Source organism: Streptomyces sp. V4I2 (genome assembly GCF_030817655.1).
GTDB lineage: Bacteria > Actinomycetota > Actinomycetes > Streptomycetales > Streptomycetaceae > Streptomyces > Streptomyces plumbiresistens.
The window spans coordinates 1,461,253-1,484,342 of sequence record NZ_JAUSZM010000003.1 but is presented as its reverse complement, the minus strand read 5'-3'; the positions used below and the strand labels follow the sequence as shown (position 1 = coordinate 1,484,342).

The 23,090-nt window shown below is 71.3% G+C and carries 18 protein-coding genes; 10 read left to right on the top strand and 8 right to left on the bottom strand.

Going from position 1 to position 23,090, the window contains the following annotated elements:
- The 5 genes from QFZ76_RS07750 (at position 1) to QFZ76_RS07730 (ending at position 5,427) form a co-directional block, all read left to right on the top strand.
- Positions 1–2,184 carry an ADP-ribosylglycohydrolase family protein gene (locus QFZ76_RS07750; protein WP_307673019.1) on the top strand — a complete coding sequence of 728 codons (2,184 nt, stop codon included), beginning with the start codon at positions 1–3 and terminating at the stop codon, positions 2,182–2,184.
- Positions 2,181–2,633, top strand: a complete 453-nt coding sequence (locus QFZ76_RS07745) for a secondary thiamine-phosphate synthase enzyme YjbQ (protein ID WP_307673018.1) — start codon at positions 2,181–2,183, stop codon at positions 2,631–2,633. Before QFZ76_RS07750 ends, QFZ76_RS07745 begins: the two co-directional genes overlap by 4 nt.
- Positions 2,630–3,523: a PfkB family carbohydrate kinase gene (locus QFZ76_RS07740; protein WP_307673017.1), complete on the top strand. Its 894-nt coding sequence runs from the start codon at positions 2,630–2,632 to the stop codon at positions 3,521–3,523. Before QFZ76_RS07745 ends, QFZ76_RS07740 begins: the two co-directional genes overlap by 4 nt.
- A 4-nt stretch (positions 3,524–3,527) precedes the next feature.
- A complete protein-coding gene (locus tag QFZ76_RS07735; protein WP_307673016.1) occupies positions 3,528–4,508 on the top strand; it encodes an SIS domain-containing protein in 981 nt (326 codons plus the stop codon).
- Positions 4,509–4,704: 196 nt separating this feature from the next.
- Positions 4,705–5,427 carry a GntR family transcriptional regulator gene (locus QFZ76_RS07730; protein ID WP_307673015.1) on the top strand — a complete coding sequence of 241 codons (723 nt, stop codon included), beginning with the start codon at positions 4,705–4,707 and terminating at the stop codon, positions 5,425–5,427.
- Between the two features lie 495 nt (positions 5,428–5,922).
- Here QFZ76_RS07730 and QFZ76_RS07725 read toward each other — a convergent pair whose 3' ends face one another.
- Positions 5,923–6,465 carry a 2'-5' RNA ligase family protein gene (locus QFZ76_RS07725; protein WP_307673014.1) on the bottom strand — a complete coding sequence of 181 codons (543 nt, stop codon included), beginning with the start codon at positions 6,463–6,465 and terminating at the stop codon, positions 5,923–5,925.
- Positions 6,466–6,474: 9 nt separating this feature from the next.
- A complete protein-coding gene (locus tag QFZ76_RS07720; RefSeq protein WP_307673013.1) occupies positions 6,475–6,642 on the bottom strand; it encodes a hypothetical protein in 168 nt (55 codons plus the stop codon).
- A gap of 404 nt (positions 6,643–7,046) precedes the next feature.
- Between QFZ76_RS07720 and QFZ76_RS07715 the strand changes: the two genes are divergently transcribed.
- Together QFZ76_RS07715 and QFZ76_RS07710 are read left to right on the top strand one after the other, a co-directional pair.
- Complete coding sequence (locus QFZ76_RS07715; protein WP_373464505.1) at positions 7,047–8,585, top strand: IS200/IS605 family accessory protein TnpB-related protein; 1,539 nt, start codon at positions 7,047–7,049, stop codon at positions 8,583–8,585.
- A 227-nt stretch (positions 8,586–8,812) separates the two neighbouring features.
- A complete protein-coding gene (locus QFZ76_RS07710; RefSeq protein WP_307672140.1) occupies positions 8,813–9,880 on the top strand; it encodes an IS110 family transposase in 1,068 nt (355 codons plus the stop codon).
- A gap of 4 nt (positions 9,881–9,884) precedes the next feature.
- On the opposite strand, the gene QFZ76_RS07705 is transcribed toward QFZ76_RS07710, so the two are convergent.
- The 5 genes from QFZ76_RS07705 to QFZ76_RS07685 all read right to left on the bottom strand — a co-directional run bounded on the left by QFZ76_RS07705 (position 9,885) and on the right by QFZ76_RS07685 (position 18,253).
- Positions 9,885–12,806 (bottom strand): glycosyl hydrolase 115 family protein, encoded by a 2,922-nt coding sequence (locus QFZ76_RS07705; RefSeq protein WP_307679955.1) that lies wholly within the window; start codon positions 12,804–12,806, stop codon positions 9,885–9,887.
- A 429-nt stretch (positions 12,807–13,235) separates the two neighbouring features.
- Positions 13,236–14,849, bottom strand: coding sequence for an NlpC/P60 family protein (locus QFZ76_RS07700; protein WP_307673011.1), 1,614 nt, complete (start codon positions 14,847–14,849; stop codon positions 13,236–13,238).
- Between the two features lie 309 nt (positions 14,850–15,158).
- The gene (locus QFZ76_RS07695) at positions 15,159–16,229 is read right to left on the bottom strand and encodes an NAD-dependent epimerase/dehydratase family protein (RefSeq protein ID WP_307673010.1); all 1,071 of its coding nucleotides are present in this window, start codon (positions 16,227–16,229) and stop codon (positions 15,159–15,161) included.
- Between the two features lie 492 nt (positions 16,230–16,721).
- On the bottom strand, positions 16,722–17,393 hold the full coding sequence (locus QFZ76_RS07690; protein ID WP_266444441.1) for a response regulator transcription factor: 672 nt from the start codon (positions 17,391–17,393) through the stop codon (positions 16,722–16,724).
- On the bottom strand, positions 17,390–18,253 hold the full coding sequence (locus tag QFZ76_RS07685) for a sensor histidine kinase (RefSeq protein WP_307673009.1): 864 nt from the start codon (positions 18,251–18,253) through the stop codon (positions 17,390–17,392). The genes QFZ76_RS07690 and QFZ76_RS07685 overlap by 4 nt, the downstream gene beginning before the upstream one ends.
- A gap of 133 nt (positions 18,254–18,386) precedes the next feature.
- On the opposite strand from QFZ76_RS07685, the gene QFZ76_RS07680 reads away from it, so the two are divergent.
- Both QFZ76_RS07680 and QFZ76_RS07675 read left to right on the top strand, forming a co-directional pair.
- On the top strand, positions 18,387–19,094 hold the full coding sequence (locus QFZ76_RS07680) for an ABC transporter ATP-binding protein (protein WP_307673008.1): 708 nt from the start codon (positions 18,387–18,389) through the stop codon (positions 19,092–19,094).
- Positions 19,091–21,403 carry an ABC transporter permease gene (locus tag QFZ76_RS07675; protein ID WP_307673007.1) on the top strand — a complete coding sequence of 771 codons (2,313 nt, stop codon included), beginning with the start codon at positions 19,091–19,093 and terminating at the stop codon, positions 21,401–21,403. The genes QFZ76_RS07680 and QFZ76_RS07675 overlap by 4 nt, the downstream gene beginning before the upstream one ends.
- 34 nt (positions 21,404–21,437) lie before the next feature.
- Here the strand turns inward: QFZ76_RS07675 and QFZ76_RS07670 are convergent, their stop codons facing one another.
- Positions 21,438–21,920, bottom strand: a complete 483-nt coding sequence (locus QFZ76_RS07670; protein ID WP_307673006.1) for a MarR family winged helix-turn-helix transcriptional regulator — start codon at positions 21,918–21,920, stop codon at positions 21,438–21,440.
- 181 nt (positions 21,921–22,101) lie between these two features.
- On the opposite strand from QFZ76_RS07670, the gene QFZ76_RS07665 reads away from it, so the two are divergent.
- Complete coding sequence (locus QFZ76_RS07665) at positions 22,102–23,061, top strand: alpha/beta hydrolase (protein ID WP_307673005.1); 960 nt, start codon at positions 22,102–22,104, stop codon at positions 23,059–23,061.
- Positions 23,062–23,090: the final 29 nt, after the last annotated feature.

The window sequence follows — 23,090 nt, the reverse complement described above, 5'->3', positions numbered from 1 at the left end:
ATGACGACGCATCCCGTAGCGACGCATCCCGCGGACCGGTACGCCGAGCAGGTGTACGCCGGAGTTCTCGGCAAGATCATCGGCGTCTATCTCGGACGCCCCGTCGAGGGCTGGCCCTACCAGGACATCACCGACCGGTTCGGAGATGTCGGCAGGTACGTCAACGACGACCTCGGCGTCCCGCTGGTCGTCGCCGACGACGACATCTCCGGCACCCTCGCCTTCGCCCGCGTCGTCCTCGACAACCCGGGCCTGACGATCGAACCGGCCCACGTCGGCGACACCTGGCTCAACTACGTCATCGAGGACCGCACCATCCTGTGGTGGGGCGGCATGGGACGGTCCACCGAGCACACCGCGTTCCTCAACCTGCGCCGCGGCATACCGGCCCCGCGCAGCGGATCCATCGCCGTCAACGGCCGCACCCTCGCCGAGCAGATCGGCGCCCAGATCTTCAGCGACGCCTTCGGCCTGATGTGCCCCGGCGACCCCGACCGCGCCGTCGCCCTGACCAGGTCCGCCGCGTCGGTCAGCCACGACGGCGACGCGCTGGAGTCGGCCAGTCTGCTCGCCGCCATGCGTGCGCTGGCCTTCGACGAGCCCGACCTGGACCGCCTACTCGACGCGGGCACCGCGTTCGTGCGCTCCTCGGCGGTACGCACCCTGCTGGACGAGGTCCGCGCCAACTGCTCCGCCGACCGCGACTGGCGCGACATCCGCGACTGGGTGGACCGGCACTACGGATACGCCCGGTACCCCGGCCCCTGCCACGCGCTGTCCAACCTGGCGATGTCACTCGGCGCGCTCCTCGGCGCCGGCGACAGCTTCCCCACCTCGGTGATGATCGCGTCGTCCGTCGGCTTCGACACCGACAGCAACGCCGGGACCGTGGGCTGTCTCAACGGCGTACGCCTCGGTCTCGACGCGCTCGGCGAGGGCCCCGGCCTCAGGACACCGGTGGCCGACCGCCTGCTCGTGGTCACCGCCGACGGAGGCGAGTGCGTCAGCGACGCCACCCGCGAGACCGACCGGATCCTCGCCTCCGCCGCTGTCCTCGCCGGGGGCGGACTCCCGCCGCCCCGGCCCCGGTTCACCTTCGCCTACCGTGGTTCGGTCCAGGGCTTCACTGCCTGCCCGTACCAGCCGGGCGCCGACGGGCCGGCGCCGGTGGGCACCGGCGGCGCGCTGCGCGTACGGCTCGGCGACGGCGGACCGCACGGACCGGCCACGGCCCACGTCTCCACACCCACGTTCCTCGACCCCGCCGACACCAGCGGCAACTTCTCCACCCTCGCCAGCCCCACGCTCTACCCCGGCCAGACGCTGACCGCCCGCCTGTCCGCCGCCCGCATCGGCACGAGCGTCCGCCCCTACGTCCTGTACGCCGACGCGGGACGGGCCACGACGGTCCTCGGCGAAACGCACCTCCTCGGCCCCGCCCCTCGTACGGTCACCTGGCAGGTTCCTCCCGTCGGCGGCCTGGTCCCCTTCCGGGTCGGATTCGCCTTCACCGCCGGAGCCGACGCCGACCCCGATGCGGAAGCGTTCCTGCACGAACTGGACTGGCGCGACGCACCGGAGCGGTTCGAGCAGAGCGGCGTCCTGCTCGCCTCCATCTGGGACACCAAACCCCCGGCACTCGCGCCCTGGGTGAGCTCGGCGAAGAACTTCGAGGCCGACTTCGCCGTCACCTACTCCGTCTCCCACCCGGACGCCCTCGGCGTAGTCACCACCGGGACCCGGGAGTGGACCGACTACGCCGTAGCCAGCCGGCTCACCCTCTCCCTGCACGAGACCGCCGGCCTGGTGGTCCGCAGCAGAGGCCACCGCCGCTTCTACGCGGGGGCCCTTCACCGGCGGAGACCGCCTGCGCCTGCTGCACCAGCGCGACGGCGAACGCCACGTCCTGGCCGAGACTCCGTTCTCGTACGAGCGCGACCGCCCGTACGAGGTGGAACTGCGCTGTCGTGGCAGGGATCTCGCGCTGTCTGTCGACGGCAGGACCCGGCTCACCGGCACCACCGCCGACACCCTCGGCGGTGGCACGGGCTTCGTCGTCGAGCGCGGCGCCGTCGCGGCCGACGGCGTACGCGTCTCACGACTCGCCGCGCCCTAGGCGGGCGGGACGGCGTGGGCAACCACCCATGGAACCACCATGAACAGACAAGAAAGGCACATCGATGAGCACTCCCCCCACGATCGGCAAGTGGCTGAGCTTCAGCCTGAACACCAAGCCCGCCGACGGCTTCGCCGCTCCTGTGGGCTTCACCGATCTCACTCCGCGGCTCAGGGACGCCGTCCCGCCGCAGCTGGGCGACGGGACGCTCACGGTCTACATCCCGCACACCACGTGCACGCTGATCCTCAACTCGGGTGTCGACGGCACCACGCTCCACGACATCCGGCTGTTCATCGAGGGGCAGATACCCGTGAACCGCCCCTTCGTCCATCTGCACGACGGACCGCAGGACGCGGCCGCGCACGTCCGGTGCGTGTTCGGTGCCCAGTCGCTGACCCTGCCGGTCGTCGACGGGCAACTGGGGATCGGCCACAGCCAGGGCGTCTACCTCCTGGAGCTGGACGGGCCGCGCGACCGCACCGTCCAGTACGCCTTCTCCCGGTTCTCTCAGTGACGCTGGTCGGCATCCACGCGGGCCTGTCGGTCGACCATCTGGTCACCGAACCCGCCGGGGCACGCTTCTCGTGCCCCGGCGGGCCGGCGCTGTTCGCCGCACTCGGCGCACGTCTCGTCGCCGGCACGCACGTCCGCGTGAGCTGCCCGCTGCCTGAGGACGATCCCGGGTTCGCGCGGATCTTCGACGACTTGGGCGTCGACCGGCGGCACTGCCGCCAGGTGCCCACCGTGCCGAGGTTGTGGATCCTGAACTCCGCCCGCGGACGGCGCATCGTCACGCAGGACACGACAGCGGGTACCGAACTCGAAAACCCAGGGCACCGGCCCGGGTCGGAGGACCCGCTTCCCGCGCCGACGGCCGGTTTCGAGGACGGCCTCGACGGGCTGGTGGCCTCGTCCCCGGCCGAGCGGCCCGCGGCGGACCCGAACACCCTGGTCGGCCTCGACCCGCACCAACTCCTGGTCGCCGAACAGGGCCTGGCGTACCTGCGCCTGGTGGTCTCGGCAACGACCGTACTGCTGCCGAGCCGGGTCCAGCTGACCCTGCTGGACTCCGATCCGCGCCGCGCCGCCAGGTCACTGGCGGCCCGGCTGGATCTGCCGGTGATCGCCCGCCTCGACGCCGAGGGCAGCTACGTCGTCACGGCCGACGGCATCTGGTCCATACGTGACCGCGCGGTCACCGTCGTCGAGACCACCGGCGCCGGAGACGCCTGCGCGGCCGCTGTCGTGGCCGCCCTCGCCGCCGGCGCCGACCCGGTCGAGGCCGCCGTGTTCGGCACCAGCATCGCCCGTACCGCCCTCGCCGGCTGGGGCCACGAGGCACTCGCCGCGGCGGCCCCCATGTCGCGCCCCTTCCCAGGCATCACCACCCGCAAGGAGATCTAGAACCATGCCCTCCGCACCCGAATCCGCTCCTGCGTCCGCCTCTGCTTCGGCAAGCGCCGCGCTGCATGCCGCGCTGCTCGATGCGTCCCCGGTAGCCGTCGGCAGCGTCCCGGACCTGGGACGCGCGGTCTTCGTCGGCTCGGGGGACTCCCTTGCCTCCGGACTGATCGCCACCGGATTCGGCCACCGTGCCCTGTCCGCGGGCGATGTCACCTGGAGTGAGACCCTGCCCGCCGCCTGCGACACCCTTGTGGGCATCTCGCACTCCGGAACCTCCGGCGCCACCGTCAGGGCCCTGCGCATGGCGCGGACCGCCGGACTGAAGACCGTCGCCATCACCTCACAGTCGTCCTCGCCACTGGCGGACGCGGCCGACGAGGTCCAGCTGGTGCCCACGCTGCGGGTGGAGGAGGTGGTTCCCTGCGCCGGGCACGTCATGCTCGCCCAAGGGGTGGCCGCCGTGTGCGGAGTCGACACCTCACAATTCAACCGGGGCCTCGCGAAAAGCCTGGACGGCGTACGCGAGAGTGTCGACGCACAGCTGAAGGCTCTGCCCGAGTCCGCGCCGGCCGCCGTCTCCGTCCTGTCTCTTCCGGAGCTGTGCAGCGGAGCCGACTTCTGGGTCCTGAAGCTGATCGAGGCCTGCGGACTGGCGGTGCGCAACGTGCCCCTGGAAGAGAGCGGGCACGTCGACTACTTCATCGGTCCCGAGGCGCACCTCACCCTCCAACTCATGGGTCCGCGTGGCCGATCGCGATTCGACCGCCTGGCCGATGCCCTGCGTACCACCGGCCAGACCGTCCGTCAGGTCGACACCCGCGATCTCACGAACCCCAGCGCACCGGACGCCGCCATCCTGCGTGACATCGCCACGGCGGTGGCAGGGGCCTGGTTTGCCCACGGTGCGGCGCTGCGGTGGGGCCGTCCGCCCTTCCGCGGTGGAGCAGTGAACATGGACGCGCGGCACATCAAACTCGATTCCTGACGCGAGCGACGCTCCCTTCGCGCGACCTGCCGTTGCCGCGAGTCCAGCGATAGGTGATAACTTTGAGACCAATTGTGTGGCGCGGCGTGGTTGTCGGCGCGCGAAGGGTGAGGGGAGTCTGACCGTGTCCGTCGTCGATGGCGCGACGACCGCCCGGGGTCGCATGTCCGTGCACCCGGTGGATCGAAAGTCGCCCATGCCAGCCTGGGCCCAGGTACAGCGCGATCTGCGTCGGCAGATCGACCAGGAACTCCAGACGGGCTACCGGCTGCCGACCGAGCGTGAACTCTCCGAGCTTTACGGCGTCAGCCGCATCACCATCCGCCAGGCGCTCAGTGCCCTGGCCGCGGATGGCTACGTCGAGCGCCGGCAGGGCGCCGGCACCTTCGTCGCCGACATTCCGGAACCGGTCCAGCACGACTTCGCGCTCACCACGCCATGGCGGGACCGCTTTCACGCCGCGGGCCAGACCGCGAAGTCCATCCACCTGCACGACGCCCCCACCGAGCCCGAGCCCCATGAGCTGACCAGGCTCATCACCCCGGAGGAAGCCTCCGCCAAGCGGTTCCACCTCAAGCGGCTCCACGTGGTCAACGACCGCGCCATCGGGCTCACGGACTCGTGGGTCCCCGAGCCCATGGCGCCCGGGTTGTCCGATCAGCCCCTCATCGACGGTTCGCTCTCCCGGACCCTCCGCGAGATCTTCGAGCTCGCACCCTCCGACACCAACCACTACCTCGAAGTCGGCGCGGCCAATTCCCAGGAGGCCCGCCTTCTGAACACGACCCTCGACGCGCCGCTGTTCGTGGTGTGGTCGGTGGCCCGCCTGGAGGACGGCCGCCTGTTGGAGACGACCCGGACCGTATGGCTCGGCAGCAGGGTGCGCTTCCACTACACGTCGGCTTTCCCCGGCTCGTGACGTCGGTGCTGTCGATCGCTCGGCGGTCAGCACGTCGGGGCGGAGATCGGCTCGTCCGTCATCAGCACATCCGGCTCTCGACCAGGGCGCGAGTGAAGGCAGCGCGATGGTCGTGAAGCCGGACGCCTCGACGCATGGCCGCCTCACCCCCCCGGTTCGTCACTGCGGAATAGGACTGACCTGCGCTGCGGCGCTGCTGCTCGCCGGGGCGCACGGGCTTGGCAGGTATACGCGGAATTCGTGCCGCTCGGTGCGGGCTTCGCCGCCTGTGGTTTGCCGCTGGCGACGGTGGTTGTCGTCGTTTGCTTCAAACGAAGTCGAAAGCAAGCGAGGGCCCTGGGTATCTTCCTGGCCCGAGCGAGCGCCAGCCGGGCGGTGCCGTTACCGCTTAGCTAGTCGGCCACCCCGCCGGAATCTGCGGCGGGGTGGCGCCCTCCCGGGGGAACGGGGTGGTGTACGACCTTCAGCTCCGCCTTCTCGCGGCCTCGGGCGGTGTCAGGCGGTTTGCAGGAGGACCTCCTCGACGGTCTGCCAGCGATATGCCCCGTCCGCCCGCCGCATCTCGACTATCTGGACGCGGTCCACGAACAGCGGCGCGGGCGGAAGCAGACGCAAGGGCTCGATCGCCGCGCGGACTTCGGAGGCGGGCAACGACCGGTTGCAGTAGGCGATACCGAGGTGAGGTCGCAGATATCCGCTGGCGCTCATGGGCGGCAGCCCTACGGTGCTGCTCGCCCGGGCGAGCTGGGCGTGGAGAGCGAGTACGGGCGCCCAGGGCGCCACGCTGTAGCGCACCGCTCCTCGTGACGCGCTCAGCGGGAAACCGTGCGGGAGGCGTTGTCGGCGGACGGCGTCGGCGAGGCTCCGGATGCGAGTACGCGGCAGGCCATCCGTGAGGCCGATTCGGCCCAGTGTCAGATGCAGGCTCTCCGTGCTGATCTCGTGGAAGGCGAGGTGACGGATGGCGTCCTGGCACTGCTGAGCGTGGTCGGCGAGACGCGGCGAGGAGAAGGTGAGCAGCCAGTAGAACGCATGCATTCCGGGAGCTCAGTTCGGCCGGTCCCAGTGGTCCACCATGGTGGTGACCTGGGCGAACGCGTGCCAGTCGTGGGAAGCGATGCCCCAGGGTCGGCGGGCGGATCGACGGGGAACGACGATCAGGTTCGGATCATCGAACGCGGATGAGAGCGCCGCCGCGGCATGGGAAGACTGCATCTCGGAAGTGCCTTGCCGATCGTGCCTGATGTGGTCCTAGAAAAACCCCATCACCGCAGGTCGCAAGACACTTCTTGGTTTCTGGAAGAACCATCCACGGGCATCAAGCCGGTGGATCCGGGCTGAACACGAGTGACTTCTGGTGAGTGTGAGTGAGTGGCTGTGTGGCTGCGGTTGTTCCGCTGTGTGTCGGGTGAACGGGAGTTCTTGAGTCGAATGGGTGACCTTTGCGGAGGCTGCTCGTTGACTGCCGTGACGGGGATCTTCGGCCGGGCGGGGGTGAACGGGTGGGCGCACTGCGGAAGTTGGCGGCGTCGTTCGTGGTGCCCGGCCCGGCCGGGGTGGCGATCCGGGACCGGCTGCGGGTGAGCGAGTCGGATGCGGCGGTCCTCGCCGAGGTGGGGATGTTCCTGGGGTCGCTGGCGGCCGGTGATCTCGCGGAGGGCTCCCGCCAGGGGTTGGTGCATGATGCGGCCTCGTGGGCGGTGCGCAAGCGGGAGCTGACCGGGAGGTCGTTGGCACGCTGGGCGGGCAGCATCACCAAGGCCACCCATGACCAGTGGGCGCTGGCCCGGCGCGGACAGGCCACCCACCTGGCCTGGCTGCACAGGCAGATCGCGCGCATCGAGGCGCGGCTGGCCCGGCCGCTGGGCGCCAAGGCCGACAAGCGCGAAGGCCTGCCGCGTGGATATGCGTCGCGTAGTGAGTGGCATGCCAAGTCCCGCCGCCTGCACACCCTCAAGGGCCGCCTCGCGGTGGTGGAGGCGGACTGGGAGGCGGGCCGCGTACACGTGGTGCGCGGCGGCAAACGCCTCGCGAACACCCGCCACCACCTTGAGGCGGCCGGCCTGGAGGCAGCGGCGTGGCGGGAGCGGTGGCGGGCGGAGCGGATGTTCCTGACCGCCGACGGCGAGTCCGGCAAGCGCTTCGGCAACGAGACCATCCGCGTCACCGACACCGGACAGATCTCGGTCAAGCTCCCGGCCCCGCTGTCCCACCTGGCCAACGCCCCGCACGGCCGCTACATCCTCGACGCAACTGTACGGTTCTGGCACCGCGGGCAGGAGTGGTGTGACCGGATCGCCGCGAACCGGGCGGTGGCCTACCGCATCCACCACGATGTGGCGCGTGACCGCTGGTACGTCACCGCGTCCTGGCAGCGCGCCGCCGCCCCCGTCCTGCCGCTGGAAGCGGCCCTGGCCCACGGGGTGGTGGGGGTCGACATGAACGACGACCACCTCGCCGCCTGGCACCTCGACGTGCACGGCAACCCGGTCGGCGAACCACAACGGTTCTTCTACGACCTCACCGGCAGCACCGAGCACCGGGACGCACAGCTCCGGCACGCCCTGACCCGGCTGCTGCATTACGCCCGGCGCTGCGGGGCCGCCGCGATCGCGATCGAGGACCTCGACTTCACCGACGGCACCAGCCGTGAGCAGCACGGCCGCAACAAACGCTTCCGCCGCCTGCTGTCCCGCTTCCCCACCGCCAAGCTCAGGGCCCGGCTGGTGTCGATGGCCGCCGAACAGAATCTGGCCATCGTCGCGGTCGACCCGGCCTACACCAGTCGGTGGGGTGCCCAGCACTGGCAGAAACCGCTGACCACCCCGCGACGCAAGATGTCCCGGCACGATGCGGCGAGCATCGCGGTCGGGCGACGCGCCCTCGGGCACCCGATCCGGCTGGGGGCACCTCCCAGGCCCTTAAGGCACTGGGGGAGGACGGCACCGCCCCACCCCGACCAGAGCGATCGTGGTGGGCATCGGACCGCCCAGGCCCGACCGGAAACCCGACGGCGTGAGGAAACCCGCCCCCACCTTCCCGGACCGCGCACCGGATGCGCGCCGCCCGGTGGTGGAGCGAAAGCGGGCGACCAGGGTGCCCAACACCGTTCGGGACACCCGGTTGAGCAGCAGTCCTGGCAACAGGACTCACAGTGATGATTGCGGTGGCACCGCTCGGAGGTCTGACTCAAGGACTCACTGGCGCTTCGGCTGTCTGTCGGGAGAACCGTCGGCCTGTCGGGCGGTGCCACCGCGCGCGCGTGCCGGTCAGGCGTTCGTGACCTCATAGGAGCCCGGCCAAAGGTCCCATCACTGTCTTGTCCGTCCGCCCGACCGGCGCGTGCCCTCCCTGATGCGTCGTACGGAAGGACAGCACGTCCAGCATGGCAGCAGATGAGATAGCGGTCATTGGCGGGATCGACACCCACACCGACCTGCACCAGGCGGCCGCGATCGACACCGTGGGCCGGCACCTGGCCACCGAGCCGTTCCCGACCGGTCCCGCCGGCTATGAGCAGCTGCTCCACTGGCTGCGTTCGCACGGCGAGGTTCTGGCGGTAGGCATCGAGGGCACCGGCGCCTACGGGGCCGAGATCGCCCGTTTCCTGACCACAAAGGGTGTCACCGTCATCGAGGTCGACCGACCCGACCGCAAGGCCAGGCGGGACAATGGCAAGTCCGACCCGGTTGACGCCTACGCCGCCGCGACCGCCGTGCTGTCCGGCCGGGCCTCGGGCATTCCGAAGACCCGCAACGGGATCGTGGAGGCCATCCGCACCCTGCGGGTGGCCCGCAGTTCGGCCGTCAAGGCCCGCACCCAGACCATCAACCAGATCCGCACGCTCATCATCACCGCACCGGCCGCGGTGCGCGAGAGGCTGCGCGGCCTGGCCACCGGCGAGCTGATAGACGCCCTGGCCCGGTCCCGGCCCGTGGGCGACCTCGCGGATCCGGACTGCGCGGTCAGGATCACGCTGCGACGGCTCGCCCGCCGCTGCCAGCGGCTGGAGGAGGAAATCGCCGAAGCCGACGCGGACCTGGGCCCGCTGGTCACCCGGGCCGCACCACGGCTGATCGCTCTGCCCGGCGTCGGCCCCGAGAGCGCGGGCCAGCTGCTGACCACCGTCGGCGACAACCCGGACCGCCTGCGCTCGGAAGCATCCTTCGCCCACCTGTGCGGTGCCGCCCCGCTGCCGGCCTCCTCCGGCCGCACCAACCGGCACCGCCTCAACCGGGGCGGAGACCGCCAAGCCAACCGGGCCCTGCACACGATCGTGCTGGTCCGCATGCGCCACGACCAGCGCACCCGCGAGTACGTCGCCAGACGCACCGCCGAAGGCATGACCAAGAAGGACATCATGCGCTGCTTGAAACGGTTCGTCGCCCGCGAGGTCTACCAGCATCTACCCCGCCCTCACATCACCGCCGAACAGCTCAAACAAGCCGCTTGACGGTCTATAGGAGCTTCTCCCACTCAGCCTCTAGGAACGGTTCGGGATTGAACACCGGGTGGTAGCTCTCCGGCGGCGCGAGATAAGTGGCGGGCAGTCCGCCGGTGTCGACGACGATCTGGTCGACGGCGATCGCCGGGTCGACCATGAAGAGCCGCAGGACGTGCTCGCCGGGCGCGGCGACGGTCACGGTGGCGGTCAGCTTCTCGATGCCCTCCTCCACGTTGCGGGCCCAGGCGTCGCCCCGGTTGCCGGTGGCGACGGACTGTCCGGACAGCACGGTGACCGGCTGGTCGTCCAGGGCGACGGCGATCCGGCGGTGGCCGCGTTCGTCCAGGGAGGGCAGCCGGAACACGGTGACCGGGAAGGTCCCGGCGCTCGCGAACCGCACCCGGTACCTCAACTCCGGCGCCCGGGCGGCGAAGTCCCCGGTGACCGGGGCCGCCGTCGACGGCACCGCCTCCATCGCGCCCGTACGGCGGCCGAGCCCCCGCACGGTCCGCCAGCGCGATCCGCCGCGCGCCACCCGCTGCTCGAAGTGCGCGGCGTCGATGGACACGTACCCGTTCGCCTCGACGAACCCGCGAGCCCGCCGACGCGCCCGCTCCCCGTCGTTGACCACCCGCACCGGCACCTCGAAGCGCTGCCCGGCACCGGTGACAACGACTGTGGACTCGTGCGCACCCTCGGGAACACCCGCCCAGTCGATCTCCACCCACACCCGTGTCTGCTCGGTGACCGAGCCGCCCGTCGCACTCAGCCGGATCCACGGCTGACCGGTCTCCGCCGCCCAGTCCACGCTCAGGAAACCGGTGTTGAAGACGTCAACGAAACGGCGGTCGCGGGTGTAGGAGGAGAAGGACAGCGGCCGGGCCGCCCCGGTATCGTTCCCCTCGGCCGCCACCCCGAGTCCTGAGGTCTCCTGCCGGGCGACCCTGGTGACGGCCGGCCGGCCCGGCGCCTTCGGGATCTGGGAGGGGTAGGGATTGACGATCCCGTCCCACTTCCCGCCCGCCACCTCGGTGTTGTACCGCTTGGTGATCGCCGCTTCCTCGGCGTGGGCGGCCTCGGCCAGGTCCGCGAAACGGTTGGTGCCGGCTCCTCGCCCCTGCCGGACCGCGAGCGCGTTGCGGTCCGCCCAGTAGTACTTCAGATTCATCAAGTAGGCGCCGTGCACCGGGTATTCGACCAGCTCGTAGAAGGCGTCCCGGTAGGCCTCGGGCAGTTCGGCGCCCAACGCCCGCACGCGCTCCAGCAGCCGCTCGTAGGCAGCTGTCCGGCGTCCCGCTTCGTCGCCGTGGTGGACGACGGAGAACATCCCCCGGTCGATGAACTCCGGGCGCCGCTCGGCCGCGAGACGGTAGTACTCCGTACGGATCGCGGCGATCTCCGGGCCGTGGCGTCGCCCGAACAGCCGCCCCGCCCACTGGGCCACGAAGTCCTCGACGTTGTCGGCGTTCCAGCGGTCCACGTCCCAGGCCATGTCCATGGAGAAGGACAACCCGGTCTCGATCGACTTGACGTCACCGACATTGAAGATCCACATCCGGTCGACGCCGTGCTCGTACACCCGCCGCAACTCCTGCCAGACCTTGGACAGCTGGGTGGTGTCCAGCCACAGATAGCTGCGCGGGCGGCCCCAGTAGGACAGGTGGTAGTAGATCCCGTTGCCGCCCGCGCGGACGCGCTCCGCCTCGTTCGGCAGCTGGCGCATGTTGCCGTGGTTGTCGTCCGGCCAGATCAGCGTGACGTCGTCCGGGACCCGCACACCCGCGTTGTAGAGGTCCAGCACCTCCTTGTACGGGATGAAGATCTGCGGCTCGGCGGCGGCACCGACCTCCTCGGCCAGGATCCGGCGCTGGTCCGCGATGATGTCGTTCATCACCACGACCTTCTCCGGAATGGTCGTCGCGTACTTCGTCTCCAGCGCGGTGTCGTGCAGCCCGCGCATGCCGAGCGTCCAACTGCTCTCGTACGACGCGTTCTGCCGCGCTCTGGCTCTCCAGTACTCGGAGATGACGCCGGGGTTCACGGTGTAGTCGTAGACCGGCAGGGTGCCGTCCGCGCCGGGATGGTCCTTCGCCCACGGCTCCCACTCGTGGACGCCGTTGCGCAGCAGGGCCTCGGGGTGGCTGGAGCCGACGACGATGCCGTACCGGTCGGCGAGTTCGGGGTTGTCGCGGTGCTTGTTGAAGAAGTCGGAGTAGGGATGCATCGCCGGCCACAGGTAGTTGGCCTTGAGGCGCAGCAGCAGCTCGAAGACGCGCTTGTACGTCTCGGGGCCGATGTTCTTGTCCGGCTCCTGGGTGCGGCGGGACCAGGTGGTCAGGTTCTGCTCGTCGTTGATGAAGACGCCCCGGTAACGGACGGAGGGTTCACGCCGCTTGAGAGGGCCCGCCGGGACGGCCACGGTGTCGCGGTGTACGACGGGCACGTCGGCCCACCAGTACCAGGGCGAGACCCCGATGCGCTCCGAGGTGTCGTAGACGCCGTAGACCGTGCCGCGCCGGTCGCTGCCCGCGATCACCAGGGCGCGGTCCACGCCCGGCACGGGCCGCTCCACCACCTGGGTGACCGACGCCTCCCAGCGTCCCCTCACCCCGGAGACGTCCAGGCGCCGTTCCGCGACCAGCCGGTCGATGACCGGGCTGGAACCGAGAGTGCCCACCAGGACCAGGTACGGCGCGCGGGTGGGCAGGGTGTGCAGCAGTCGGGGTCGCAGACCGCTGACCCGTTCGATGTCGGCGGGCAGGTCGCCGGCCGCGCGGACCACGGCCGGGTCGTCCGCCGTGTCCACGAACACGGCTGTGGCGACGCCGCCTCGGACCAGGGGGAAGTCCGGCCGGTCCGAGGCGGCGGCCTCGGCGGCGCTGGCGGTTCCGGGTAACACCCCAGGGAGCAGCGGGGCGATGCCGGCGGCCGCCATTCCGCGCAGGAAGGACTTGCGGGTCCATGGCTGCGACGGCTGCGACGACTCCGACGGCTGCGACGGGCCCTGCGGTTCGTTGTGCGGCACGAGACGCTTCCTTTCCGCGCCGGGCACGCTCGGCGGCCCCTCGTGCGGGCCGTTCGAACGGGGCTGGCGCATGGGGCTGGGAGAGAAGGCCGAAGAGGGACGAAACGGAACGGTGCGGTGCCATGGGGAAGCTAGAAAGCGCTTACTGTCGCACCTTAGGGCAGGGCCGGAGGGGGAGTCCAGAGTCGTGCGGGGTTGGGGTGCCTGTGGGGGCATGAGGGAACTGCCTGGCACAAACGCGGGGTGACGGGGCGTCGGCTGGAGCAGGTCGGCATCGTGGGCCCGCCGCGTCGGGGCGGGGCGACGATGCCGACCGTGGAGGTCCTGTCGGGGCGCGGCTCAGGCGGGCCGCACCGCTCCGCGGATCGCCGACTCGCCGGCGTAGAAGACCGACTCCTCACGGATGTACGCCCCGGGGCCCGGCGCGTGGATCATCGTGCCGTTGCCGATGTAGAGGCCGACGTGGCTGAGGTCGTCGTAGAAGAAGACCAGGTCGCCGACGCGCGTCTCGGCGAGGGGTACCACCGTGCCGGAGGCCGCCTGGCCGGGCGTGGTGCGGGGGAGTTCGACGCCGGCGGCCCGCCACGCGGCCTGAGTGAGGCCGGCGTTGTCGTACGAGCCCGGGCCGGCCGCGCCCCAGACGCACGGCTTGCCGATCTGGGCGCGGGCGAAGGCGAGTGCGCGGGTGGCCTTGGTCTCGTACGCAGGGGCTTCCGGAGCCTGGGTGATGCCGGCGGGTGCCGGCGCTGCGGCGGTGAGGGGGAAGCCTGTGCTCGGGGTGTCGACTGCCTGGAGGGGTGCGGTCGTGGGGTAGGGCGGCGGTGCGGCGAAGGGGAGCTGTGTGGGAACTGGTGGGGCTGTGGGGACTGGAGTGGCGAAGGTGAAGGACGCGTCCGTGATGAGGGGCGCGTCCGTGATGAAGGGCGCGTCCGTGATGAAGGGCGCAGCCATGGTGAGCGGGGTGTCCATGGTGAGGGACGTAGCTGTACCGAGGGACGCGTCCATGCTGAGCGACGAATCCATGCTGAGGGACGAGTTCATGGCGAACGGCGCCTCCATGGCGAGAGGCGTCTCCGTGACGAGAGGCGTCTCCATGGTGAGCGGCGCGCTCATCGTGGCGGCGGCCGGCTGCTGTTGCTGCCAGAGCGCGTCGGTCCCGAGGCCGGTCTGCGGGGCCGGGGCGGCCCAGGTGTCCTCGGTCGGGCGGGACTCGATCGCGGCGAGAGGTGTGCTCGGCGGGGCGGCCTGAGCGGTGTGGGCGGTCAGCAGGTCGCGGGCGGCGGCGAGTTGACGCTGGACGCGTTCCTTCGTGGTCCGCAGCGAGGACGGCCTGGGTTCGGCAGCGGTGGCGGGCAGTGCCCTGGGGGCGTCCGCTTGCCGAGCCTCCTGCGGTGCTCCCGGCGCGGGTGGCAGCGCGGGGGCGGACCCGGCGGTCAGCTCCAGGGCGGGGCGGTCGCCAGTGGCCTGCTCACGGACGCCGGGGGCCGAAGCCGGGCGGGCGGGCCGGGAGGCTGCCGGCGGGGCCTGCCTCCGGTCGGCCGGCAGGGCTGCCGGGACGGTCGGGCCCAGCTTGGCCCGGGCCGCGTCGAACCACTGGCGTGCGACCTGGTCGAGGGCCGGATCGCCCTGCCTGCGCGGCGAGTTGCCGGTACTGGTACCGGTACCGGTACCAGTACCGGCGGCGGTGCGACCGCGGCCGTCGTCGGTGGCCGAGCCCGCTCGTTCGCGTCCGCTCTCGGCGGGCGAACCGGCGCGTTTGCGCGGGTTCGTGCCCGCGCGGGTGGCGTTGAAGGTTCCCGTGTCGGACTCGGCCCGGTCGTAGAGGTTGTCGATCCGCTGCCGGACCTCGTCGCGGCTCGGCCCGTCCTCGGCTGCCGCGGGCGTGGCGCTCGCGGTCTGGGAGAGCAGCGCCACGGAGGTGAGAGCCGCCGTGGCGAGTGCGGAGTTGCGCATGCCCGGGAGACTGATCCCTCCGGGGCGCGGGGTTCGCTCCGACGCCATGGAAGAGGTACTCCTTCCGTAGCCCCACCACCGAACTCCTGCCGCCTGGGCGGCCGTCGGGTCCGGTCGGGGGGTGACTCGACCGAGGAACGCGCGACACGGCGGGGTTCGCCGGAGGGAGTCGTGCGGTCCGGCGGCCAACCTAACCAACTTGTGTGACTGATGTGAAGATTGAAGGGTAAAATGCCCGATACGTAACTGTGACCTTCGTCGTGTTGCTCCGATGGAGGTTTGACGGACCTTCGCCTGAGGGCGACAGGGTCACCGCGCGGCCCGCTGCGTCCGCCACGCCTCGTAGTGGTCGAGCACCGTCTGCTCGATCGGGCGGTAGGTGATACCCAGTTCATGCACGCTGCGGCTGTTGTCCACCCGGAAGCGGATGCCGAGGTGCTTCCGGATGTAGTCCTGGGTCAGACCGAAGGCGGGGCCCAGGACGCGCACCGGCCAGTGCGGGAGCGCGGTGCGCGGAAGCCGCAGGTCGCGGGGGTGGTGCGCGCGGATGATGCGGGACATGTCGTGGAACGACGTCATCGTCGGCGCCGCGACGATGTAACGCCCCTTCGCCTCGGGGTTCTCGGCCGCCGCGATGTGCGCGTCGGCCACCTCCCGTACGTCCGCCGTCGTGAAGGCGAAGTCCGGAGCGCCGTAGAAGAAGTAGCCCTTGAACAGCTCCTCCAGCAGGAACAGACTGCCGGACTCCGAGGCGGGGGAGAGCGAAGGGCCCAGGATCAGGCCGGGGTTGACGGAGACCATGCGCCAGCGGTCCTGGGCCGCCTCCGCCTCCCACGCCGCGCGCTCCGCGACCGTCTTCGCGTAGTGGTACGGGTTGTCCTGCACCGTGCTGGTGGTGTTGACGTACATCTCCGAGAGCACCTGGTCGTCCATGTCCAGCACGTCGGCGTAGTCGCCGAAGATCGCGCCGACGGTGGAGGTGAACACCAGTCTCTCGACCGTCGGGGTCCGCTCCAGGCTGCCGAGCACGTTGCGCGTGCCGAGGAGGGCCGGGTCCACCATGTCCCGTCTGCCGTCCTTGATCTTCTCCGGCATGAAGAACGGCGACGCCACGTGGAAGACGACTCGGCAGCCGCGGATCGCGTTGTCGAAGGACCCCTCGCGCAGCAGGTCCGCCTCGAACAGGTCCAGCCGGCCGGGGAACTCCTCCTGCATCTCCCGCAGCGGCCGCACCTTCGCCGTGTGCGCGAGGCTCCGCACGGTGGTGCGCACCGCATAGCCCCGCACCAGCAGCCGCCGGACGAGGTGACCGCCGACGAACCCACTGCCGCCGGTCACCGCGACGGCTCTCTCCCCGCCTCCGCCCACACCCACGCCCACTCCTCAGTCCCCGTCACAGGTCGGTCCGAGGGCACGGCGATCCGCGCCCTCGGTCAGCGTCGGGCATGTCCCCGTCGAAAGGGAACATCAATCACCGAGTTGTGATCGTTCGGGACGGCTCCACCGGCCGGTCCGGTCGAGCAGCAGGCCGCGGCCGCATTGGCTGCGCGGTGGCGCCGCGCCGGTCCGCGAGACGGACAGCTCACTCGCCGCCACGCCCATTCCCCGGCCGTCGCGGTACCGGCCCGGCGTGCGCGCCCGCGTGCTGCTGATCGCGGCGGTCGCGGCCCTCACCGCCGTCCCGTACCTGCTCGGTGCGGTCCCCTACGGGCTTGGCACTCGGTGCGGTCGCGGGGCTCCTGGCGCTTGCTCAGGAGTGCGGTTGAGCGGTCGCGAGGTCCAGAAGCGGAACATGGACCCGGAGCTGTGGACCGTCCGTCAGGAGTCGCACCTTCCCTGCGCCGAGTACGTCACCCGTCCTCCCGGCGGAGCTCACCCGCCCGGCTTGACCAGCCCCGTCTCATACGCCAGGACGACGGCCTGGGCGCGGTCGCGCAGGGTCAGCTTGGCGAAGATGCGGGCCACGTGGGACTTCACCGTGGCTTCGCTCAGGGTCAGTTCGGCGGCGAGCTCGGTGTTGGACAGACCGCGGCCCAGCAGGGTCAGGACCTCCAGTTCGCGGGGCGTGAGGGCGGCGAGATCCGCGGGCACGGCGGACGGACCCTCGCCCTGGGAGGCGAAGCGCTCCACCAGGCGCCGGGTGATGGACGGGGCCAGCAGGGCGTCGCCCGTGTCGACCAGCCGTACGGCCGCCGCCAGGTGTTCCGGCGTGACGTCCTTCAGCAGGAAGCCGCTGGCCCCGACCGACAGCGCGGTGTAGACGTAGCGGTCCAGGTCGAAGGTGGTCAGCATGAGCACCCGGCAGCCCGGGGCGTGTTCCAGGATGCGGCGGGTGGCCTCCAGGCCGTCCATGACGGGCATGCGGATGTCCATCAGCACGACGTCCGGCTCGAGTCGGCGGGCCATCGCCACCGCCTCGGCGCCGTCGGCCGCCTCCCCGACCACCTCGATGCCCCGTGCGTTGAGGATCAGCCGGAAGCCGGTGCGGATCAGGTTCTGGTCGTCGGCGACGAGCACGCGGGGCGTCCGCCCGGCCGCCGTCACGGGCGGTCCAGGGGGATGCGCGCCCGGACCCGGTAGCCGCCGCCGAGCCGGCGCCGGGCGTCCAGGTCTCCGCCGTACACCGCGACCCGCTCGCGCAGTCCGAGCAGTCCGCGTCCCGTGCCGTCCCGGTGCCGGGGTGCCGTCCGCGCGGGCGCGGCGCCGGTCAGGACGCTCGGGCCGGTGTTGAGCACCTCCACGCGCAGTGCGTGGTCCGCGTACCGCACGGTCACCTCGGCCTTCCCTCCGTCACCGTGCCTGAGCGCGTTGGTCAGCGCCTCCTGGACTATCCGGTACGCGGTCACGTCGATGCCCTGCGGCAGCGGGCGCGGCTCCCCGGAGATCCGTACCTCGACGGGCAGCCCGGCGAAGGAGATCCGGTCGACGAGCGGGCCGAGCCGGTCGAGGCCGGGCTGCGGAGCCAGCTCCACCGAGTCGCCGCTGTCGCCGGGCGGGCCGGGATCCACGTCCTCGCCGCTCGCCGACGGCGCCAACAGCCCGAGCAGGTGCCGTAGATCGGTCATCGCACCCCGTCCCGCGTCCTCCACCGCCCGCAGCGCCGCCGCGGCCTCGTCCGGCATCGTGCCCAGCACCTCGCGGGCCGCCCCGGCCTGCACCACCATCAGGCTGACGTTGTGACTGACGATGTCGTGCAACTCCCGGGCGATACGGTCGCGTTCGGCCGCGACCGCGGAGCGTGCGGCACTCTCCCGCTCCCGCTCCAGCAGCCAGCCGCGCTCCCCGACGGCCGCCTGCCACCGGCGCCGCGTACGCCACAGCGCCACCGCGAGCCCGACGGCCGCCGCGCACGCCACCCCCAGCGCTGTCATCAGCGCGTTCGTCTCCCCGTTCCACACGAGCATCACCTTGGCAGACCGGCACGGAGTCCGCATCAGCCTGTGGATACAGGGTCCTGCATCTCCAGGATGAGAGCCGCCCGATCTGCCATCCCTGGAGGGATGTTCATGCGGCCCTGCCCTCCGTAGCGTTTTCCGCATGATCACTGAGGAGAGCAGGGGAGAGGCCGTCGTACGGCTCGACGGTGTGCGCAAGGAGTACGGCGAGACGACCGCGCTGGACGGAGTGTCGCTGGAGATCCGGGCGGGGGAGGCGGTCGCCGTGATGGGGCCCTCGGGGTGCGGCAAGTCCACCTTCCTCAACATGATCGCCGGGTTGGACCGGCCGACCGGCGGCACGGTCGTCGTACACGGCGAGAACGTGGGGGAGTTGAGCGAGAAGGGCCTGGCGCTGTACCGGCGCCGCCGCATCGGCATGATCTTCCAGTTCTTCAACCTGGTCGACGACCTGTCCGCGCTCGACAACGTGGCGCTGGCCGCGCAGTTGACCGGCACCCCGGCCCGGCAGGCCCGCCGCCGCGCCCTGGAGCTCTTCGAGGAACTCGGCATCGCGGACCGCCGCAACGCCTACCCGGCGGTGCTCAGCGGCGGCGAGCGGCAACGCGTCGCCGTGGCACGGGCGTTGATGAACCGTCCGGCCCTGCTGCTGGCCGACGAGCCGACCGGTGCCCTGGACAGCCGGGCCGGCGAGCAGGTGATGGACCTGCTGCTCGATCTCAACCAGATCGGCCAGACCCTGATCCTGGTCACCCACGACGCGCACCTCGCCCGGCGCTGCGCCGGCCGGATGGTCGAGTTCGCCGACGGCCGGGTGACCGGCGAGCACACCCTGGAGCCGTCCGCATGAGGGCGGTGTGGCGGGCCGCCCGCGCGGCGGTGCGGCGGCGCAGACTCCAGACCCTGGTCATCGCCCTGGTCACGCTGACCTCGACGGCGGCGCTCGTGGTGGCGCTCGGTCTGCTCGACGCGGCCTCCGCGCCCTTCGACAAGGCCTTCGGCAAGCAGCGCGGCGCGCATGTCGCCGCCGCCTTCGATCCCGCCAGGGTCTCGGACGTGGAGCTGGCGCGGACGGCCCGGCAGCCCGGTGTCGAGGCCGTGGCCGGGCCCTTCGCCCAGGCCGCGGTCGAACTGCCGCGCGAGACCATGAACTTCGGGCTCGGCACCGACCTCACTGTCGTGGGCCGGGGCGACCCGGCGGGCCCGGTGGGCCGACTGGACCTGTGGGCGGGGCGCTGGGCCACCGGGCCGGGCGAGGTCGTCCTGAACCGGCAGTCCGACTGGACCGCCGACGACCTCGGCAAGAAGCTCCGCGTGCCCTCGGGCCCGGACCTCACCGTCGTCGGGTTCGCCTTCGACCTCGCCGGGACCGCGGACGCCTGGGTCGCCCCCGAGCAGATCGCGGCCCTGCACCCCACGGCCACGCAGATGCTCTTCCGCTTCACGGACGCCTCCTCGCAGGACCGGCTCCGCGCGAGCCTGGCCGCCGTCACCGACGGGCTGGCGCCGGGCGCGCTGACCGCCTCGCAGTCGTACCTCACCCTCAAGCAGCAGATCGGCAGTTCGGCCCGCGCGTACACCCCCTACCTGATGGCCTTCGGCATCCTCGGCATCGTGGTGGCGGTGCTCATCGTCGCCAATGTGGTCAGCGGCGCGGTGATCTCCGGCTTCCGGCACATCGGCATCCTCAAGGCCCTCGGTTTCACCCCGGGTCAGGTGCTCGCCGTGTACCTCACGATGATCTCCGTGCCCGCGGTCGCCGGCTGTGTCCTCGGCGCCGTCGCCGGGAACCTGCTGGCCCGCCCCTTCTTCGAGTTCGTCTTCATGGGGCCGGACGCGGGGGTGTTCCACGACAGCGTGGGCATCGCGCCCTGGGTGAACGTCCTCGCCCTGCTCGGCATGCCCGGCGTCTGTCTCCTCGCCGCACTCGCCCCGGCGGCCCGCGCCCACCGGCTGCCCGCCGCACGGGCCATCAGCGCGGGCAGCGCCCCGCGCGCCGGACGCGCCCTCGGCATCCAGCGGCGCCTGGCGGGCAGCAGACTGCCACGCTCGGTGAGCCTGGGAGCCGGCCTGCCGTTCGCCCGGCCCGGACGCAGTGCCCTCACCCTCGCCGCCGTCGTCCTGGGCGTGACCACCGTGACCTTCGCGACCGGCCTGGCCACGTCGATGACCAGGTTCGGCGAGGCGGGCCGCGACGCCTACCAGGTCACGGTGTACGTCGGCGCGTACAAGAACGGCAAGGAGATCCGGCCCACGCACACCGACCCCGAACTCGAGTCACTGCTGCGGTCCCTGCCCGGTGCGGAAGAGGTCACCGCGAGGGCGGACATAGAGGTGCGGATGGCGGGCTCCGCGCAGGAGATGATGCTGGAGGGCCGTCGGGGGGACCGTCCGTCGCTGGACAGCGTGCTGACCGAAGGCCGGTGGATGCACCGGAGCGGCGAGATCGTCGCCGGCTCGGCCTTCCTGCGCCACAACGACCTGCGGGTCGGCGACCGCGTCCGGCTGGAGAAGGGCGACCGGCAGGAGACGCTGGCGATCGTGGGGGAGTACATGCACAACGACCGTCGACTCGTCGTCACCGACCAGTCGACGCTGACCGCCCTGGCCCCCCAGGAGAAGCCGATCGCCTACCACGTCAAACTCCGCGAGGGAGCGGACGCGGCCGCCTACGCCCGCGCGGCCCGGGCCGCAGACCCCGGGATCAGCCCGGACCCGGTCGGCGCCAACACCGTCACGCAGACCATCGTCGGCTCGGCATCGGTACTCACCGTGATGCTCGCCGTCGTCGCCTCCCTCGGCGTCTTCAACACGGCCGTCCTCAACACCCGCGACCGCCGCCGCGACCTCGGCATGCTCAAGTCCATCGGCATGACGCCCCGACAGGTGACGGCGATGACGGTGACCTCGATGGCGGTGCTCGGCGCCCTCGGCACCGTGGTCGGCATACCGCTGGGCATGCTCGGCCACGAACTGGTCGTACCGCGGATGGCGGACGCCGTGGACATCACCCTGCCCGCGTACATGACGGACGTGTGGCAGGCCTCCGCCCTGCTTGCCCTCGCCCCGGCGGGCGTGGTGATCGCGGTCCTGGGCGCGTACATCCCGGGCCGCCGAGCGGCACGGCTGACGGTCGCACAGGTGCTGCACAACGAGTGAGGGCCCACGACTGCTCCGCCCTCACCGCGTGGCCTCAGCCGGCGCTGACGTTCGAGGTGAGCAGGCGGAGCAGCTGCTTGGCGAGGGCGTCCTGCTCCGGGGTCAGGCCCATGGCGTCACCGATGGCGAGAGGGACCGTACCCGCCCGCTCCCGGAGCCGGGCCCCGGCCTCGCTGAGGCGGAGGGCGACGGAGCGCTCGTCGTCCGCCCGCCGCTCGCGGTGCAGCAGGCCGTTCGCCTCCAGGCGCTTGAGCAGCGGCGACAGGGTGCTGGACTCCAACTGGAGCGAGGCGCCCAGCTCACGCACCGAGATCGAGTCCCGCTCCCACAGCACGAGCATGACCAGGTACTGCGGATAGGTCAGCCCCAGCTCGTCCAGCAGCGGCCGGTAGCGCGCCGTCACCGCGCGGGAGGCGGCGTACAGCGCGAAGCAGAGCTGGTCGTCCAGGAGCAGCGACCCTTCGGCCGGTTCGGAGGCTGTGCTCACGGCTCGGCTCCTGGTCTCTGTGCTGGTCATCGATGCTCACCACCCTATCTTGAAGTCCTCTCGATTCTATCGTCCTCTAATAAGTAGAGCACAGACAGTTAGGGTACGAATAAGTTGCGCACGACTGAATCGAGCGCTACTGTGCATCTGTGTCGCCGCTTCGGAAGCCCCGCCGGAGTTTGCCCGCGGCACCCGATCCGAGGAGATCGTCATGACCGAAACCCGCCCGGTTCTCGAGCCCGCCGCCCAGGCCTTCGTCGAGGCCACCGCGAACCCGCCCTACCTCTTCGACCTGGCGCCCGCCGAGGGTCGCAAAGCCGTCGACGAGGTGCAGTCCGGCGAGATCGAGAAGCCGGAGATCGACGAGGAGTGGGTCACCGTCGAGGGCGGTCCGACGGGCAGTGTCCGGGCCCGCATCGTCAAGCCGGCGGGCGCCGAGGGCACCCTGCCGGTGATCCTGTACATCCACGGCGCGGGCTGGGTGTTCGGCAACGCCCACACCCACGACCGCCTGGTGCGCGAACTCGCCGTGGGCGCGAACGCCGCGGTGGTCTTCCCCGAGTACGACCTCTCCCCCGAGGCCCGCTACCCGGTCGCGATCGAGCAGAACTACGCGGTCGCCCAGTGGGTCGTGCAGCACGGCGCGTCCAAGGGCCTGGACGCCACCCGCATCGCGGTCGCCGGTGACTCGGTCGGCGGCAACATGACCGCCGCGCTGACGCTGATGGCCAAGGAGCGCGGCGATGTCCCGCTGGTGCAGCAGGTGCTCTTCTACCCGGTCACCGACGCCGCCTTCGACACCGGCTCCTACCACCAGTTCGCCACCGGCTACTTCCTGCGCCGCGACGGCATGCAGTGGTTCTGGGACCAGTACACGACCGACGAGGCACAGCGCGCCGAGATCACCGCCTCCCCGCTGCGGGCCACCACCGAGCAGCTCACCGGACTGCCCCCGGCCCTGGTCATCACCGGCGAGGCCGACGTCCTGCGCGACGAGGGCGAGGCCTACGCCAACAAGCTGCGCCAGGCCGGCGTCCCGGTCACGGCCGTCCGCTACCAGGGCATCATCCACGACTTCGTGATGCTCAACGCCCTGCGCGAGACGCACGCCGCCGAGGCCGCGATCAACCAGGCCGTCAGCACCCTGCGCACGGTGCTCGGCACCGCCTGACACCGGCTGGTTGGTCCCGAGGGAATAGG

Excerpts from the sequence above, each read along its gene's own strand:
- QFZ76_RS07750 (WP_307673019.1), top strand. The coding sequence starts at position 1 with ATGACGACGCATCCCGTAGCGACGCATCCCGCGGACCGGTACGCCGAG.
- QFZ76_RS07745 (WP_307673018.1), top strand. The coding sequence starts at position 2,181 with ATGAGCACTCCCCCCACGATCGGCAAGTGGCTGAGCTTCAGCCTGAAC.
- QFZ76_RS07735 (WP_307673016.1), top strand. The coding sequence starts at position 3,528 with ATGCCCTCCGCACCCGAATCCGCTCCTGCGTCCGCCTCTGCTTCGGCA.
- QFZ76_RS07730 (WP_307673015.1), top strand. The coding sequence starts at position 4,705 with ATGCCAGCCTGGGCCCAGGTACAGCGCGATCTGCGTCGGCAGATCGAC.
- QFZ76_RS07725 (WP_307673014.1), bottom strand. The coding sequence starts at position 6,465 with ATGCATGCGTTCTACTGGCTGCTCACCTTCTCCTCGCCGCGTCTCGCC.
- QFZ76_RS07720 (WP_307673013.1), bottom strand. The coding sequence starts at position 6,642 with ATGCAGTCTTCCCATGCCGCGGCGGCGCTCTCATCCGCGTTCGATGAT.
- QFZ76_RS07715 (WP_373464505.1), top strand. The coding sequence starts at position 7,047 with ATGTTCCTGGGGTCGCTGGCGGCCGGTGATCTCGCGGAGGGCTCCCGC.
- QFZ76_RS07710 (WP_307672140.1), top strand. The coding sequence starts at position 8,813 with ATGGCAGCAGATGAGATAGCGGTCATTGGCGGGATCGACACCCACACC.
- QFZ76_RS07705 (WP_307679955.1), bottom strand. The coding sequence starts at position 12,806 with ATGGCGGCCGCCGGCATCGCCCCGCTGCTCCCTGGGGTGTTACCCGGA.
- QFZ76_RS07700 (WP_307673011.1), bottom strand. The coding sequence starts at position 14,849 with ATGCGCAACTCCGCACTCGCCACGGCGGCTCTCACCTCCGTGGCGCTG.
- QFZ76_RS07685 (WP_307673009.1), bottom strand. The coding sequence starts at position 18,253 with ATGCTCGTGTGGAACGGGGAGACGAACGCGCTGATGACAGCGCTGGGG.
- QFZ76_RS07680 (WP_307673008.1), top strand. The coding sequence starts at position 18,387 with ATGATCACTGAGGAGAGCAGGGGAGAGGCCGTCGTACGGCTCGACGGT.
- QFZ76_RS07675 (WP_307673007.1), top strand. The coding sequence starts at position 19,091 with ATGAGGGCGGTGTGGCGGGCCGCCCGCGCGGCGGTGCGGCGGCGCAGA.
- QFZ76_RS07670 (WP_307673006.1), bottom strand. The coding sequence starts at position 21,920 with ATGACCAGCACAGAGACCAGGAGCCGAGCCGTGAGCACAGCCTCCGAA.
- QFZ76_RS07665 (WP_307673005.1), top strand. The coding sequence starts at position 22,102 with ATGACCGAAACCCGCCCGGTTCTCGAGCCCGCCGCCCAGGCCTTCGTC.